At 61.7% G+C, this 16300-nt stretch carries 10 protein-coding genes; 5 read left to right on the top strand and 5 right to left on the bottom strand.

The genetic code is table 11. From position 1 onward, the window contains the following. Positions 1 to 13: 13 nt before the first annotated feature. The 4 genes from ACR0AO_RS00785 to ACR0AO_RS00770 form a co-directional block, all read right to left on the bottom strand. Positions 14 to 1534 carry a trimethylamine methyltransferase family protein gene (locus ACR0AO_RS00785; RefSeq protein ID WP_480598747.1) on the bottom strand — a complete coding sequence of 507 codons (1521 nt, stop codon included), beginning with the start codon at positions 1532 to 1534 and terminating at the stop codon, positions 14 to 16. Further along, positions 1531 to 3936, bottom strand: coding sequence for a GcvT family protein (locus ACR0AO_RS00780; RefSeq protein ID WP_480598744.1), 2406 nt, complete (start codon positions 3934 to 3936; stop codon positions 1531 to 1533). Before ACR0AO_RS00780 ends, ACR0AO_RS00785 begins: the two co-directional genes overlap by 4 nt. Positions 3937 to 4052: 116 nt before the next feature. Then, a complete protein-coding gene (locus tag ACR0AO_RS00775; RefSeq protein ID WP_480598742.1) occupies positions 4053 to 4682 on the bottom strand; it encodes a glutathione S-transferase family protein in 630 nt (209 codons plus the stop codon). A 72-nt stretch (positions 4683 to 4754) separates the two neighbouring features. After that, positions 4755 to 5900: an acetate/propionate family kinase gene (locus tag ACR0AO_RS00770; protein ID WP_480598740.1), complete on the bottom strand. Its 1146-nt coding sequence runs from the start codon at positions 5898 to 5900 to the stop codon at positions 4755 to 4757. A gap of 317 nt (positions 5901 to 6217) precedes the next feature. Here ACR0AO_RS00770 and ACR0AO_RS00765 point away from each other — a divergent pair, with 317 nt between their 5' ends. From ACR0AO_RS00765 to ACR0AO_RS00745, 5 genes are read left to right on the top strand one after another with little or no spacing between them, the layout of a single operon-like run. After that, a complete protein-coding gene (locus ACR0AO_RS00765; protein ID WP_480598737.1) occupies positions 6218 to 7990 on the top strand; it encodes an ABC transporter ATP-binding protein in 1773 nt (590 codons plus the stop codon). After that, complete coding sequence (locus ACR0AO_RS00760) at positions 7983 to 9899, top strand: ABC transporter substrate-binding protein (protein WP_480598735.1); 1917 nt, start codon at positions 7983 to 7985, stop codon at positions 9897 to 9899. Before ACR0AO_RS00765 ends, ACR0AO_RS00760 begins: the two co-directional genes overlap by 8 nt. Positions 9900 to 9913: 14 nt before the next feature. Next, complete coding sequence (locus tag ACR0AO_RS00755) at positions 9914 to 10942, top strand: ABC transporter permease (RefSeq protein WP_480598732.1); 1029 nt, start codon at positions 9914 to 9916, stop codon at positions 10940 to 10942. Further along, complete coding sequence (locus ACR0AO_RS00750) at positions 10939 to 12093, top strand: ABC transporter permease (RefSeq protein WP_480598729.1); 1155 nt, start codon at positions 10939 to 10941, stop codon at positions 12091 to 12093. Before ACR0AO_RS00755 ends, ACR0AO_RS00750 begins: the two co-directional genes overlap by 4 nt. Further along, entirely contained in the window at positions 12090 to 13433 is a 1344-nt protein-coding gene (locus ACR0AO_RS00745) for a CoA transferase (protein WP_480598727.1), read from the top strand. Before ACR0AO_RS00750 ends, ACR0AO_RS00745 begins: the two co-directional genes overlap by 4 nt. Positions 13434 to 13538: 105 nt before the next feature. On the opposite strand, the gene ACR0AO_RS00740 is transcribed toward ACR0AO_RS00745, so the two are convergent. Next, on the bottom strand, positions 13539 to 15911 hold the full coding sequence (locus ACR0AO_RS00740; RefSeq protein WP_480598725.1) for a mechanosensitive ion channel family protein: 2373 nt from the start codon (positions 15909 to 15911) through the stop codon (positions 13539 to 13541). Between the last annotated feature and the right edge of the window lie 389 nt (positions 15912 to 16300).

The raw sequence follows: 16300 nt of genomic DNA, 5'->3' as shown, positions 1-16300 counted from the left end.
GCCTGGTGCTCATTCAACTTTCCGGCGGCGCGCCACCTTCGGCGGTCCGGCGCGCGATGAATTCCTCAAGCGCTGCAATCCGGTCCGGGTCATGGCCGGGCGCCTGGAATTTATCGACGATATTTTGCCAGACCCCGGTCGCGCGATGATTGGCGTCCACGGCGCCCCGCTCGGTCCAGGTGCCGAAATTCGACCAGTCACCGACCAGAGGCTCATAGAACTGGGTCTGATAGCGCTCCATCGTGTGCGCCGCGCCAAAGAAATGACCCGAGGGCTGAACCTCGCGCAACGCATCCAGCGCAATGTCGGCATCGGTCGCGGGCGTTCCGGCGCACAGCTCGGCCACCATCTGCAGCACCTCAAGATCGGTGATGATCTTTTCGAACGAGACCGTCAGCCCCCCTTCGAGCCAGCCCGCCGAATGTATCACCACCGTCGCCCCGGCCATGAGGCAGCCCCACAACCCGAACTGACTTTCATTCGCCGCCTGTGCATCGTTTATATTGGCGGCGCTGCCGCCCGCACAACGCCACGGCAGGCCCAGTTTTCGCGCCAGTTGCCCGGCCACCAGTGAGGCGGTGAAATGTTCCGGTGTGCCAAATGCAGGCGCGCCCGATTTCATGTCCACATTGCTGGTGAACGTCCCATAGCAGACCGGCGCGCCGGGTTTGGCAAGCTGCGTCAGCGTGATCGCCGCCAGTGACTCGGCATGGCTCAGCGTCATCGCGCCTGCGACGGTGACAGGCGCCATCGCCCCCATCAACGTAAAGGGCGTGACGATCGACATCTGACCGGCCCGGGCAAAGTCGATAAGCCCCTGCGCCATCGGCATGTCGATTACACGCGGCGAGTTCGTGTTGATGATCGTATAACACCAGGGCTGCGCCGCGAACGCGTCCTCTGACAGCCCCCTGAACAAACGGATCATTTCGAACCCGTCCATGACCTGCGGCGTGCCACGCGAATAGATGAACGGCACCTTGTCGCTCAGCGTCAGCTCGGACTGCGTCATCGCGTAGTGGCGCAGATGCATCGGAACGTCCTGTGCCTCAACCAGCGGCGGCATCATGTGCAGCACATCGAAATGTTGCGTGATCTGCACCATTTCGCGAAAATCACTCAGCGTTCCGGGCCTGCGCCCGCGCACCAGATCGGTGGCATGTGGCGCACCCGCGCCCGGCTGAAAGATCAGTCGCCCCAGTTCCATCGTCAGATCGCGCTCGGGCACCGCGCCCTTAACGGTAAAGGACCGGGGCGCGGTGGCCAGCGCCGCCTCCACCATCTCGCGCCCGACAAAGACCATCTCGTCCTCGACGCGCGCGCCGCCCCGCCGGAACAACTCGCGCGCCTGCGCCAGCAGGACCTTGATCCCGATCTCTTCCAGCACTGTCAGCGCGGCCTGATGCAGCGCCTCGATCCGGTCCTCGGAAAAGGCGTTCATCGGCGGGAACGGGTTGCGCAGATTACGATAATCCACCTGCCGCAGCGGCGAACCCGCAGCGGCGTCGCGCGCACGCCTCCCGCGCCGTGTCATGCCCGCATCGCCTTGCCCTGTGGATCATAGGGCGAGGGCGCAATCACCCGCGCGGGGCGTTCGACACCAACCACATGCACCGACAGTTCGGTCCCCGGTTCCGCTTTGGCCGGATCGATCAACGCCATTGCCAGCGACTTGCCAAGATGGTGGCCGTACCCGCCCGAGGTGACAAAGCCCACTTTCTCACCGCCTGACCAGACCGGTTCATACCCGCTGGCATCCGCATCCAGCGCATCAATCTCCAGCGTCACCTGCACCTGCGCGGGGCCATTGCCGTTGCGCTCGGTCAGCGCTGCCGCGCAGCCGATGAAATCGCCTTTGTCCCAGTCGATCCAGCGATCCATCGCTGTCATCGCCGGGGTGCGGTCCTGCGTGAATTCCGCCGACCAGATACCAAAACTTTTCTCCAGCCGCGTCGACAGCATTGCGTTGAAGCCGCATTCGCGAATGCCCTCGTCAGCCCCGGCTTCCAGCAATATGCGGCGCAGTTTGATATGATCGCCATAGCGACAGTTGATCTCGTACCCCTTTTCGCCAGTTACCGACATGCGGGCGACATGGGCGCGGACAAGGCCGATATCGAATTGACCGCAACCCATGAATTTCAACGCGCCGATATCCTGTTCCGCCAGTTTTCCGACCACCGACTGCGATTTCGGGCCAACCACGGCAAAGCCACAGATTTCCTCGCCCAGATCGCGGAGGGCAACGCCCTCGATCATATGATCATCGAACCATCTCTTATGCCAGGCGCGCAGATAATAGCTGCCCATGATCCACCAGGAGCCGTCACCCCAGTTCAACAACGTCAAATCACCCTTCAACCTGCCGGTCTCGCTCAGCATCACCGCCAGCCGGGCGCGTCCCGGTCCGGGCAAAGTGGTCGCAAAAAGGTTGTCCAGCCAGGCCCTTGCATTCGGGCCCGACACTTCGAACCGCGAGAATCCGGAAATGTCCAGCAGCCCGGCACCCTCACGGATCGCCCGGCATTCCTGTGCAACGATCGGATGGGCGTTGGACCGGCGCAAGGTCGGCGTTTCCTCGAACCCCTGCGGCGCGAAATAGAGCGGCACCTCAAGGTCCCAGCTGACGCCCCACTTACACCCGGCCGCAGTCATCGCGTCATGGGCAGGGGCCATTTTCAGCGGGCGGCCCGCCGGAAGCTGTTCGTTCGGATAGGTCATCACGAAACGGCGGGAGTAGAACTGCCCGGTGGTCTCGCGGATATAGCGCTTGTTCTCGGCATATTTGCCGTACCGCGCCACGTCCATAGACCAGGCATCGGCCTCGGGCTCGCCATGGATCATCCATTCGGCCAGCGTCTTGCCAACGCCGCCGCCCTGCAAAAAGCCCGCCATCACCGCGCAGGCCGTCCAGTAGCCGCGCTTGCCCGGCACCGGTCCGACCAGAGGGTTGCCATCCGGCGAGAAGGTAAACGCGCCATTGACCCAAGTCTTGATCCCTACATCTTGGATCGAGGGATAGCGCTCAAAGCCCAGCGTCAGTTCATTCTCGATCCGGTCGAGCTGTTCCTGAAACAGCTCCTCGCCATAGTTCCACGGCGCGCCATCCATGGCCCAGTGCTCGTGATCGACCTCGTAGATACCGACCAGAACACCCTTTTGGTCCTGCCGCATATAAGTGAACCCTTCGAGATCCACGGTCATCGGCATCTCGAAATCCGCCGCCGCGACCTCGGGCACGCTATCGGTGATCAGGTAATGGTGCTTGAGCGGCGAGACCGGCAGCTCGACACCGGCCATGCGCCCCACCTGCTTGGCCCAGAGGCCAGCGGCGTTGACCACATGTTCGCAGGTGATCGTGCCCTTGTCGGTCACAACCTGCCAGCCATCATCGGTCTGGATCAGTTCTTCGACTTTGGTTTCCTCGTAATATTCCGCGCCGCGTTTCTTTGCCGCCGTCGCATAGGCCTGCACCGTGCCGGTGGTGTCGATATAGCCCTCCCGGTCGGCCCACATCGCGCCCAGTACGCCCTCGGTCGACATGATCGGGCAGCGTTTCTGCGCCTCTTGAGGGCTCAGCAACTCGCAATCGTCGATGCCGATGGACTGGAATATGCGGTAGTTGGACTGCAACCACTCCCAGCGCTCCGGCGTGCCCGCCAGCGTCAGACCGCCGGTCATGTGCAGGCCGATATTCTGACCCGATTCCTTTTCGATCTCCGCCAGCAGGTCGATGGTGTAAGCCTGCAGCGCCGCCATGTTCGGATCGGCGTTCAGGGCGTGAATGCCCCCGGCCGCGTGCCACGAAGAACCCGACGCCAGCCGCCGCCGTTCCAGCATGACCACATCAGACCAGCCGAACCTGGCCAGATGGTACAGAACCGAGGCGCCGACCACGCCGCCCCCGATGACAACGACACGATATTGGGATTTCATCGCCCTCTCCCTTGAACGACATCCCCGGCACGCTAGCGGCACCTGTTTCACCCGTCCAGATCAATATGCCCGGCTCCCGGACAAGCGCTGCCGTGGTCAAGCCCCAATGCGTCAAGTCAACAGTTGGCGCTGGGCCGGACCTTGATATTCTCGAACCACGTCAGGGTGGCAAGGTTTCCCTGTGGAATCCGAAGTTTAATGACCCGTGCGAAATCCACGAAAACAAAAGTGGAGATATCGGCCAGGGTGAAGTGGTTGCAGGCGATGAACGGGCTTTCCTGCAAACGCTCTTCGAGAATGTCGAAAAACCGGTTCGCGCGGTCCAGACCGCGTTCCGCCAGCTCTGGTATCTGCGGATAATTCCTGGGTCCGGGCACCGCACGATCCCTGAACGCCGGATGCGTGTTCCGCAGCGCTTCGGCGATCGGCAGCCCCCCCTGCTGCTCGACCAGCGCGTTCCACATCAGAACCAATCCCTTTTCCTCGGGCGTACGGCCCATCAGGGGCGGTTCGGGATACTGGGCCTCCAGATAGGCGGCGATCCCCAGGTTCTCGGTCAGAACCGTACCTTCGTCCGTCACCAGTACCGGTATAGTCGCCCGGGGGTTCACTGCCTTGAACGTGTCGCTCAGTTGCTCGCCATTCGCGATGGAAATGTCGCGCGTTTCGATCTCCAGCCCCTTTTCGGCAATGAACATCCGAGCCCGGCGCGGATTGGGAGCAGTTGAGCAATCGTAAAACAGCATGAATCCCCTCTTTCCTGTTTGCCCCCAGACTAGTCGCTGAACCCGGTCGACCGCCAGCAGCTATGCAATCGTTCAACCCATCGCCCCGACAACGGCGCGCGCGATGACACGTTCCTCGTCGGTCGGAATCACCAGAACAGTGGTTTCGCCGCACGAAATCACGGTGGAATTGCTGTCATTCGCCTCGGCATTTACCTTCAGGCCCAGATATTCCAGACCCTCCAGAACACGCTCGCGGATCGGCGCGGCGTTTTCGCCAATACCGCCGCAAAAGACGACGGTGTCGATGCCACCCATCACCGCTGTCATTGCCCCCAGTTCACGTTTGATGCGGAACACGTAGTAGTCGATCGCCTCACGCGCCCGAGGATCGTCATGCATCAAAAGCGTGCGCATGTCGTGGCTGATTTCGCTGAGCCCCAGCAGACCGCTTTTCTTGTAAAGGATATGGGTGATTGCCTCGACCCCGTGGCCCTGCGCCATCAGATACAAAAGCACGCCCGGATCAAGCTGTCCGCACCGGGTCCCCATCGGCAAACCATCGAGTGCGGAAAAGCCCATGGTCGAACCGATGCTCTTGCCGTCCCGGACTGCGCACATCGACGCGCCGTTGCCCAGATGGCAAATCACCACCCTGCCATCGGACAGATGCGGAAAATCCTGCCGCAGCTTGCCGGTGATATAGTCATAGGACAGCCCGTGGAACCCATAGCGGCGCACGCCCTTTTCATAGAACCGGCGCGGAATGGCGAAAGCATCGTTCACAAATGGATGGCCAAAATGGAACGACGTATCGAAACACCCAACCTGAATGGCCTTTGGATAGGCCGCTTTCGCCGCGTGAATGGCTGCCAAATTGTGTGGCTGGTGCAGCGGCGCGAGGGGTTCTAGCGCCTGCAACTGCGCGATGACCGTATCCGTCAGAATCGCGGGGCCGTCAAAAGTCCGCCCGCCGTGCACCACACGGTGCCCGATTCCGGTGATTGCGACATCCCCCAGCAGACGGTCAACCTCGGCCAGAATGATGCGCACCGCCGCGGCGTGATCGGCCGGCCCGATCTGTGTCACTTTAGGCTTTTCGTCCTCCAGCACGAATTGCGCCACAGGCCCCAGATTCTCGACCTGCCCCCGGTGTACGAGTGTCGGTTCTTCGGCAGTCAGATAGACCCCGAACTTGATCGACGAACTGCCCGCGTTCAGTGTCAGGATTGCACTCATTCCGCCCCTCCCCTTGTCCTTCGGGACTGTAGGTGGCGTCAAAGCGATACGGCAACCGATGAAATGCCGCAGGCCGCGCAGGTCCGCGGCAAGCGTCATGTTGGCAGGCCGCATGGCTAAATCGCCACGTCAAACACGGAAAATCCCGCCGTTTCAAGAATTCGTGAAGTCATTCGGAAAGAATTTCCCTCCCGTCAACCCGAATATCGCCAAGAACGTATTTGACTAGTCAGGGTTCAGCGGGTGAAACTGCAGAGAAAAATCAGGGAGCTCACGAAATTGATGTCGATCCTCGGCCAGACGGGTGGAAACCCCCGATGACCCCGCTGTTGTCCGTCAGGGATCTGAGCATTGGTTTTGGCACTGACGAACCTGTCGTGCGGGATGTCAGTTTCGACGTGCTGCCCGGCCAGACCGTGGCGCTGGTCGGTGAATCGGGTTCTGGCAAAACGATCACTTGCCGCGCCGTTTTGCGCATCCTGCCCAAGGTTGCGCAACTCAGAAGCGGCAAGATATCCCTTGAAAGCCCTCAAGGCACCCAAATCCTCTCGGACCTAACCGAGCGGCAGATGCGGGATATCCGGGGCGATCAGGTCTCGATGATTTTTCAGGAGCCGATGCGGTCCCTGTCGCCGCTGCACACGATCGGCAATCAGGTCAGCGAAGTTTTGTGGCTGCATCGCGGCGCCTCAGAACGCGAGGCCAAGCGCACCGTGCTGGAACAGTTCGACCGCGTCGGATTTCCCGATCCGGAACGGGCCTACAATTCCTATCCGTTCGAGTTGTCGGGCGGAATGCGCCAGCGGGCGATGATCGCCATGGCGATGGTGTCGAAACCGGAATTGCTGATCGCCGACGAACCGACGACCGCGCTTGACGTGACCACGCAGGCGCAGGTTCTGGGTCTGATCAAGGAGTTGCAACAGGAAACCGGGATGGCGCTGATCCTTGTCACCCATGATCTGGGTGTGGTGGCCAACATGGCCGAACAGGTGGTGGTCATGCACAAGGGTCGCGTCATGGAGTCGGGACCTGCCGAACTGATCCTGCGCGAGCCGGCCCATCCCTATACAAGACAGCTGTTCGACGCCGCTCCGGAAATCCCCGATCAGGAGGCCGTCGGCATTCCGATGCCGGGCGAAGATCTGGTCCTCGAAATGAAGGGGATCTCGAAAACCTACACCATGCGATCCGGCAAGGGATGGAAGGCCGAGGCGCGTATTCACGCCTGCCGCGGCGTCGACCTGAAACTGGCGCGCGGCAAGACCCTCGCGATCGTCGGCGAAAGCGGGTCCGGAAAAACCACCGCGGCGCGGATCGCGCTGGGGGCCGAACCGCCCGATCCGGGCGGCGAGGTTCTGTTCCGCGCGCAGCCGGGGGGCAAACCGATCACGGTTCACAAAATGACCCGCGCCCAGCGCACCGCGTTTCAGCGCCAGGCGCAAATGGTCTTTCAGGATCCCTACAGCTCGCTCAGCCCACGCATGCGGGTGCAGGACGCCATGACCGAACCGCTGGAGATCCACCGCATCGGAACCAAGGCGGAACAGCGCGACAAGGCTGCCTCGATGCTCAGGCGCGTGGGCCTGAACGAGGATATGCTGAAACGTTATCCGCACGCCTTTTCCGGCGGCCAGCGCCAGCGGCTGTCAGTGGCGCGCGCGCTGATGCTGGACCCTTCGTTCATCGTCTGCGACGAACCGACCTCGGCGCTGGACGTGTCGGTGCAGGAACAGATCCTGACCCTGCTCGAAGAGCTTCAGGACAGCCTCGATCTTTCGTATCTCTTCATTTCGCACGATCTCGCCGTCGTGGCCCGCATCGCCGATGAGGTTGCGGTCATGCGGCAAGGTCTGGTGATCGAACAGGCCCCGCCGGAAACCCTGTTCTACAACCCCCGACACCCTTACACGAAGGCGCTGATCGCCGCCCAGCCCGAACCCGATATCAATCGCCCCATCGACCTGAAACTGGTAGCATTGGGCGCAGGATCGCCGGACAGCTGGGAGGAAGCCTTTCGTTTCACGAACTCCGTGGTACCCTCGTTGATAGAGCTGGAGCCCGGTCATAAGGTACGTTGTCATGTTTGAAAGCACCCGCAGGTCAATATTCTTTGCCGCCGCACTGGCGCTTGCAGGCGCGGCTCCAGCCGGATCGGGCCCGCTCCCACCCCTGCAAGAAAGCGGGTTCTGGCAACAGGAAGTCGAGATGGGCAACCTGCCCCCGGTGGCCGAGCGTATTCCCGAAGACCCCATCGTGGTCGACCTGGAAGCCAAGGGGCGGCAATACGGCCATCAGGGTGGCACGCTTCGCACCATGATCACCCGTTCCAAGGACATCCGGCAGATGGTGGTCTATGGGTATGCCAGGCTTGTCGCCTATAACGAGAAATACGAACTGGTCCCGGACCTGCTGGCCGGTTTCGAAAACGAAGGGAACCGCAAATTCACCCTGCGTCTCCGCAAAGGGCATAAATGGTCGGACGGCGCGCCCTTCACTTCCGCCGATTTCGAATACTGGTGGAAGGACGTCGCCAACAACGAATTGCTCAGCCCGTCGGGGCCACCCGATTTCCTGAGGGTGAACGGCAAACCGCCAACAGTCACCTTCCCCGACGAAACGACAGTCGTGTTCGAATGGGAAGACCCCAATCCCAATTTCCTGCAAAACCTTGCACAGGCGCGCCCGCCGTTCATCTACCGACCGGCGCATTTCCTGAAAAAATACCACGAAATGTACGCCGATCCCCAAGCGCTTACCGCCGAGGTCAATGACGCGCGCGTCAAAAGCTGGGCTGCGCTGCACAACAAGCTCGACAACATGTACAAATACGACAACCACGAATTGCCCACGCTGCAACCGTGGCTGAATGCGAGCTCTGGCAAGAAGATCCGGCACAACTTCGTGCGCAACCCCTACTATCACCGCATCGACGCCAGGGGTGTGCAACTGCCCTATATCGACATCATCGAAATGGAAATCGTGGCGCCGGGGCTGGTGGCCGCCAAGACTAACGCGGGTGAAACCGACCTTCAGGGTCGGGGGCTGGATTTCCGCGATGCCTCGATCCTCAAGAAGGGAGAGGCCGGTGGCAACTACAAGACCTATCTGTGGGACACCGGCGTCGCCTCGCAGATCGCGATCTATCCCAACCTCAACTATGCCGACGACGGCTGGCGCAAGGTTCTGCGCGACGTGCGCGTGCGGCGTGCGCTGTCTCTGGGGATCGACCGGCAGACAATCAATCAGGCGCTCTATTTCAAGCTCGGCAAACCGGGCGCGATGACGGTTTTGCCCTATTCTCCGTTCTTCGACGAAAATAACGCGCAGGCCTGGGCGGCCTATGATCCCGATCAGGCCAACAGGCTGCTGGACGAGGCCGGGCTGGACAAACGCGACGGCAATGGCATTCGCCTGCTGCCTGACGGGCGCCCGATGGAGCTGATCATCGAGACAGCGGGTGAACGGCAGGAAGTTGAAAACGCGCTGCAGATCGTGACCGACAACTGGCGCGACATCGGCGTCAAGCTGATCATGCGCCCGCTCGACCGCGATATCCTGCGCAACCGGGTCTTTGCGGGAAACACGATGGCGTCGGTCTGGTTCGGCTGGGACAACGGCATCCCCCAGACCTATACATCGCCCGCCTATCTCGCGCCCACCGATCAGACGTTTCTGGCGTGGCCCAAATGGGGGCAGTTCTATCAGACCGGCGGGGACGCGGGCGAAACGCCGGACATGCCCGAAGCGCAGCGGCTGATGGAGCTGTCCAAGATCTGGGATACCGCGACCACAGATGAACAGCGGACAGCCGCCTGGAAGGAAATGCTCAAAATCCATGCCGATCAGGTCTATGGCATCGGCATTCTGGCCGGGACGCCGCAACCGGTCGTCGTTTCGAACCGCCTGCACAATGTGCCGGTCAAGGCCATGTGGGCCTGGGACCCGGGCGCGCATTTCGGCGTGCACCGGATGGACGAGTTTTTTCTGGACCAATAAACGGGAGCAGCTGAATGCTATTGCTGCGCTACGCAGTCTATCGCTTCTTCACCATGCTGCTCACGCTGCTGGTGGTTTCGGCGTTGGTCTTCATCATCATCAACCTGCCTCCGGGCGACTATCTGAGCAACCAGATCGCCGAATTGCAGGCGTCGGGCCAATCCGCCGGCGTGGCCAAGGCAGAATTCCTGCGCAAGGAATATGCGCTCGACCGTCCCTTGTGGGAACAATACATGATCTGGATGGGCTTCATGCCCGGCCCGCACGGGTTTTCCGGCCTGATCCAGGGCAACTATGGCTGGTCGTTCGAGTTTGACCGCCCCGTATCCGAAATCGTGGGCGACAGCCTTTGGCTGACGGTCGTCGTCAACCTCGCAGCCGTCCTGTTCGTCTATGCGGTCGCCTTGCCGCTGGGTGTCCTTGCCGCCGCCCGGTCGCGGACCTGGATCGACTATACCTCGGCATTTGTCGGCTATCTGGGCCTTGCCACCCCGAACTTTCTGCTGGCGCTGATCCTGTTCTACTACGGCCACCGCTATTTCAACCTGCCCATCGGCGGGTTGATGGACCCCGCGTATGAAGGCCTGCCGATGAGCTGGGACAAGATGAAATCGATCCTGCTTCACCTGATCGTTCCGACCTTCGTCATCGGCACGTCCGGTGCCTCGGCGATGATGCAGCGGTTGCGTGCCAACATGCTGGACGAACTGGGTAAACCCTATGTTGAAACCGCCATCGCCAAGGGCATGGCGCCGTCGCGGATGCTGACGAAATACCCCCTGCGCGTTGCCTTCAACCCGTTCGTCGCCGATATCGGCAACCTGCTGCCCTCGATGGTGTCCGGCTCGGTTCTGGTGTCGGTCGTGCTGGGGCTGCAAACCATCGGCCCGACCCTGCTGACCGCGCTGAAGACACAGGATCAGTTCCTGTCCGGCTTCGTTCTGATGTTCGTGGCTCTGCTGACGCTGTTCGGCACGATGATCTCGGATGTTCTGTTGGTCATGCTCGACCCGCGCATCCGCTACGAGGGGCGTGAATCATGACCCAGCTTCCCGACGGCCGCTATGTGGATGACGCGCCATACGACCCGCAGGCGTCGATCCAGCAACTCGAGCGCCGCGATCTGGATGCTCCCAACTGGGTGCTGGTCTGGCGCAAATTCAAGACCCACAAGCTTGGGCTGATCTCCGGCATATTCCTGCTGCTCAGCTACCTGATGCTGCCATTCGCAGGTTTCATCGCGCCCTACACACCGAACGAGCGCAACGGCGAGCACCTCTATGCCCCGCCGCAATCGATCAACTGGTTCCATGAGGGCGAGTTCATCGGGCCTTACGTTTATCCCATCGTGGCCGAGGCGGATCTGGAAACCTTCCAGTGGAAATTCGTTCCCGATACCGAGAATCCGGCGCCGATCCGGTTCTTCTGCAAAGGCGGCGAATACTGGTTGGCGGGGCTGGTCCGGTCAGACACGCACCTGTTCTGCGCGTCCGACGGGGCAACAGTTTTCCTTTGGGGATCGGACAGGCTGGGGCGCGACGTGTTCAGCCGCATCCTCTATGGCGCGCAACTGTCGCTGACCGTCGGCCTGATCGGCATTTCTGTATCGTTCTTCCTCGGCATCCTGTTCGGCTCCATGGCCGGATATTTCGGCGGCAAAACCGACTGGCTGATCAACCGCATGATCGAGATCCTGCGCTCGCTGCCGGAACTGCCGCTGTGGCTGGCCCTGTCCGCCGCCGTGCCCTCGAACTGGAGCCCGGTTGCGGTGTTCTTCGTTATCTCGGTGATCCTCGGCATTCTGGACTGGCCCGGTCTGGCGCGGTCAGTGCGCGCCAAGTTCCTGTCGCTGCGCGAAGAGGAATACGTGCGCGCGGCAGAGATGATGGGCGCCTCTTCGGGCCGCGTGATCCGCAAGCACCTGCTGCCGAATTTCGCCTCGCATCTGATCGCGTCCGCGACGCTGTCCATCCCGGCGATGATCCTTGGCGAAACCGCGCTCAGTTTTCTCGGCCTCGGATTGCGGGCCCCGGCGGTCAGTTGGGGTGTGATGCTGAACGACGCACAGAATCTCGCCTCGATCGAGATCTACCCGTGGACGGCCATTCCGATGCTGCCGATCATTATCGTGGTTCTGGCCTTCAACTTTCTGGGTGACGGGTTGCGCGACAGCCTGGACCCCTACCAGCAATGACCCTGCTCTCCGCCCTGCCCGCGCCCGATACCTATCAGGTCACCGGTGACGGCGCGCGGCCAAGCGCCTTTGCAGTGTCGGAACTGGCCACTGCCTCCTTTGCCGCAGTCGGGCAGGAGCTGGCGCGGCTCATGACCGCGCTGAACCTGACGCCAAGCCGGCCCGAAACAAAGGTCGATCACCGTCTCGCCTCGCTGTGGTTTGGCTGGTCCTTCCGCCCGGATGGCTGGGACATGCCGGGCGCCTGGGATCCGATCGCCGGAGACTATCGGACCGCCGATGGCTGGATAAGACTGCACACCAATCTTGCAACGCATCGCGCGGCGGCCCTGCGAGCGCTGGGAACACCACCCGACCGCGACACCGTCGCCACGGCGGTATCGAGCTGGACCTCCGACGAGTTGGAAGCCGCCGTCGTCGCCGAGGGCGGAGTCGCCGCCGCGATGCGCAGCCGACAGGACTGGCTGGGCCACCCGCAGGGCCGCGCGGTCTCCTCCGAGCCGCTGGTGGGATGGAGCGGCCCAAGACGCGTGAACCTGCGACATCGCCTCCGGGCAACGCCCGAGCGGCCTTTGGCCGGTCTTCGCGTGCTTGACCTCACCCGCGTGCTGGCCGGACCGGTCTCGACCCGCACCCTGGCCGGTTTCGGGGCCGAGGTTTTGCGGATTGACCCGCCCGGCTGGGACGAGCCGGGGGTCATCCCCGACATCTCGCTCGGCAAACGCTGCGCCTATCTGGACCTGAAAGCGCCCAATGGGTTGGCCCGGTTGCAGGATCTGCTGGAACAGGCCGACGTGTTGATACACGGCTACCGGCCGGGCGCGCTGGACCGGCTGGGGCTGGATCTGGCGGCGCGCAACCGCATCGCTCCGAACCGGATCGAAGTGACGCTCGATGCCTATGGCTGGCAGGGCCCCTGGGCGAGGCGGCGCGGCTTCGACAGCCTGGTGCAGATGAGCGCAGGCATCGCCCATGCGGGACAGCAATGGGCCAGGGCAGGTAAACCGACCCCTCTGCCTGTGCAGGCGCTGGATCACGCCACCGGATACCTGATGGCCGCCGCCGTATTGTCCGCGCTGACCGAGGCGGCGGAAGGCAAGGCAATTTCCGACGCGCGCCTGTCCCTGGCCCGAACGGCGGAATTGCTGGCCAGCCTCAAGAAAACCGCAACCGGCGCGGATATCACCGATGCGAAACGAACCGATTTTGCCCCCACCCCGGAACAGTCCGGCTGGGGCAGCGGTTTCCGCCTGTCCCCTGCCCTCCGGGTTGGCGCCGCGCAGATGACCTGGACGCGGCCGGCGGCGAAGCTCGGCTCCTGCGCTGCGGGCTGGGACTGACCTGACGATCACCACAGCCGCCGCGCGGCACGCGCGGCCCGGCCCAACGCCCTTGGCCGCTGTCCCGTCAGGGACAGGGACCAAAGGGGGCGGGAGCGCCCCGGTTCAGCGGTCGTCGCCGCTGTCGGGGCCGATATCGTCCAGATAATCCTCGTCGATGGCCGCCTGCACCGCACCGGTTACCGCCTCGCGCTGCTTCGGCGTCAGATCCTCGGAGTTCTTGTCATCAGCCAGCCGCACCGTCACCTCGCGATGCGCGAACCTGATTCCCTCGCGCGCGAACAGCTCGCGGATTTCCTGATAGACCTTCTTGCGCACCAGCCACTGATCGCCTGGCTTGGTCATGAACTTGACCCGGATGATCATCGCTGAATCCTGCATTTCGATCACGCCCTGCGACTTCAGCGGCTGGATGAAGTTCTCGCCGATCACCGGATCGTCCAGCAACTCAATCCCCAGCTTCTTGATCAGCTTGCGCACCTTTTCAACATCGGTGTCATAGGTCACCCGCAGCGGCAGTTTCATGATCACCCAGTCGCGCGAATAGTTGGTCAGCACCTTGATCTCGCCAAAAGGAATGGTGTTGAGCGCGCCCAAATGGTGACGCAACTGAAACGAGCGGACCGAGATCTTCTCGACCGTTCCCTTCACGTCGCCGATATCAATGTATTCGCCTTTGCGGAACGCATCGTCGATCAGGAAGAACGCACCCGAGAAAATGTCGCGAACCAGCGTCTGCGCGCCAAAGCCCACCGCCAGACCGACCACACCGGCACCGGCAAACAGCGGGCTGACATTGATGCCCATCTCCATCAGCGCAATAAGCGCGATGGTGACCACCACGACTGCCAGGATCGCGCCCCGAAACAGGGGCAGCAATGTGGCCAGACGGCTTTGCCCGCCTTCTCCGCCCTCGTCGCCCGGCTCGATCTCCTGCGCGCCGTCTTCGACTTCTTCAGCGATTTTGCTATCGATCCAGATCCGGAAGAAGTGAAACAGGACATAACCGATGAACAGGATCACCATCACATCCAGCGCCCGCCCGACCGGCAGGTCATCCGCCCATTGGCCCTCGGGATACCAGATCGACGCCAGCGCATAGATGCCGACGACGAATGCAAGGATACCGGAGACCCGGCGCGCCAGATCTTCATAGGTTGCGATGGTGTGCCTGTCCGGCTCCACGAAATCCTGCGGCTCGGCCTCTTCGCTCTCCTCTCTTTCCGCGGCATCGGCCTTCATCCCCTCAATCTGGCGTGACCGGTCGAAATATCGCTCCAGCAGAAAGTTCATGGCCCCGTACGCGATCACCACCGACATGACGACAGCGTAAGTTCCGGCCACCAGTGGGATCGACACCGGTTGCTCAAGCACAAGATCGACAGCCAGTTCGAACCAGCTGAAGATGATATAAATCACCAGCACCGGCGCCCAGCCAAAGGACACGAACCGCAATAGCCACGACACCTGATCCGGGCCGCGCCCGCCCCGGATCGCGTTCGAAATGGCGCGTGCGTTAAATAGAACCATCAGGATATTGCCCAGCGCGCCAACCGCCGTCAGGCTGCCGTTGACCATGGCATAGACGTTATAGTTGAGCCCGAAATCCGCCACCCAGGTGGAAAACAGGACCACCGTAATGTCATAGGTCGCAAGCGTCGACGCCCAGATATACAAACGCTTCGCGTCCCGGTCGGAAAACGGCGGCAGCCGGTACTGGCTGAGAAACGGCGACAGAACCATGCGCCACAGGTCCGAAACCGTCCGGGCCAGAAAAAATGCCGTAAAGATCGCGGTTACGGTGAATTGCACGGAAATGTCCTCGGCCCGTCCAAACACCAGATAGCCCACGATCAGGGCCATCAGCATGGCAAAAACAGTACCTCCGACCCCCATGACAAATCGGAACACCAGAAACGGCATCTTTTCCTTGTATCCCACCGGATTGTCCTTGACCCGGGCGACAACAAAGCGGCGCGCGATGCGCTTGCCGTAGATCTCGATCGACAACCAACGGCCGATCAGCAGGAACAGCAACATCCAGCCAAGAACCTCGACATAGGTCATGATGCGCCCATCCGGGCTGGTCTGCCGCAGGATGTATTGCACCTCGAACACCGAATACGGAAGCGCTTCGAGCCGGGACTCCAGCGACGAACGGAACTGCGAAAACCGCTCCTGCGCCTTCATCAGCTGCGATCCGCTTCCCGTCGGGTCGCTGGCTGCTGTTTCTGCCGTTTCCTTGCCCGCCGTCGAGACCACCTTGCCGGTACTGTCGATGACGATCACGCTCGCCCCGGCTTCCGACGCCTCCCGGATGGCCGCGGCGATATCACCTTCGGTTTCGGACTTACCGGTTTCCTCCTCTGCGCCGCCGTATCCCGGCAGCAGCGCCGTCTGCGCGGATGCGTTGCCGACAACGGCAGCCACAATGATCCAGAGTGTCAGGATCAGATTGAGAAGAAACGGTGGTCTCATTGGGATTTACGTCCAGGTTCTTATGTTCGCGACACGCTACAGGACACGGCACCGGTGTTCAAATGGCCTGTCTTCGTTTTCGGGCAATCGTGTCGCTGCGTGCTTTTGAAATCATGCTTTTGACAATCGTGTTTTCAACGCTGCGGATTTTGAATATGACCCCTGTACACGCATCGCCCGGTATTGGCGGCAAGGCAAACCCGCATGCGCAGAGGGATCGTGGGCCCGGGTCGACCAACAGGATATGAACGTTTGAACAGAATGCTCGAAATCGCAGGTATCAGGGCGAGTGATCGGATTCGCCCGGAAAGGGTGCATTTGATGGACGCATCGCCCCTGCGAGGTCCGATTTCTGTTGCCTTTTCGCAATGGTCGCTCAAAACGGGCGT

Source organism: Ruegeria sp. AF8 (assembly GCF_056541825.1).
This window is presented reverse-complemented; position numbering and strand designations above follow the sequence as displayed.

Excerpts from the sequence above, each read along its gene's own strand:
- ACR0AO_RS00785 (WP_480598747.1), bottom strand. The coding sequence starts at position 1,534 with ATGACACGGCGCGGGAGGCGTGCGCGCGACGCCGCTGCGGGTTCGCCG.
- ACR0AO_RS00780 (WP_480598744.1), bottom strand. The coding sequence starts at position 3,936 with ATGAAATCCCAATATCGTGTCGTTGTCATCGGGGGCGGCGTGGTCGGC.
- ACR0AO_RS00775 (WP_480598742.1), bottom strand. The coding sequence starts at position 4,682 with ATGCTGTTTTACGATTGCTCAACTGCTCCCAATCCGCGCCGGGCTCGG.
- ACR0AO_RS00770 (WP_480598740.1), bottom strand. The coding sequence starts at position 5,900 with ATGAGTGCAATCCTGACACTGAACGCGGGCAGTTCGTCGATCAAGTTC.
- ACR0AO_RS00765 (WP_480598737.1), top strand. The coding sequence starts at position 6,218 with ATGACCCCGCTGTTGTCCGTCAGGGATCTGAGCATTGGTTTTGGCACT.
- ACR0AO_RS00760 (WP_480598735.1), top strand. The coding sequence starts at position 7,983 with ATGTTTGAAAGCACCCGCAGGTCAATATTCTTTGCCGCCGCACTGGCG.
- ACR0AO_RS00755 (WP_480598732.1), top strand. The coding sequence starts at position 9,914 with ATGCTATTGCTGCGCTACGCAGTCTATCGCTTCTTCACCATGCTGCTC.
- ACR0AO_RS00750 (WP_480598729.1), top strand. The coding sequence starts at position 10,939 with ATGACCCAGCTTCCCGACGGCCGCTATGTGGATGACGCGCCATACGAC.
- ACR0AO_RS00745 (WP_480598727.1), top strand. The coding sequence starts at position 12,090 with ATGACCCTGCTCTCCGCCCTGCCCGCGCCCGATACCTATCAGGTCACC.
- ACR0AO_RS00740 (WP_480598725.1), bottom strand. The coding sequence starts at position 15,911 with ATGAGACCACCGTTTCTTCTCAATCTGATCCTGACACTCTGGATCATT.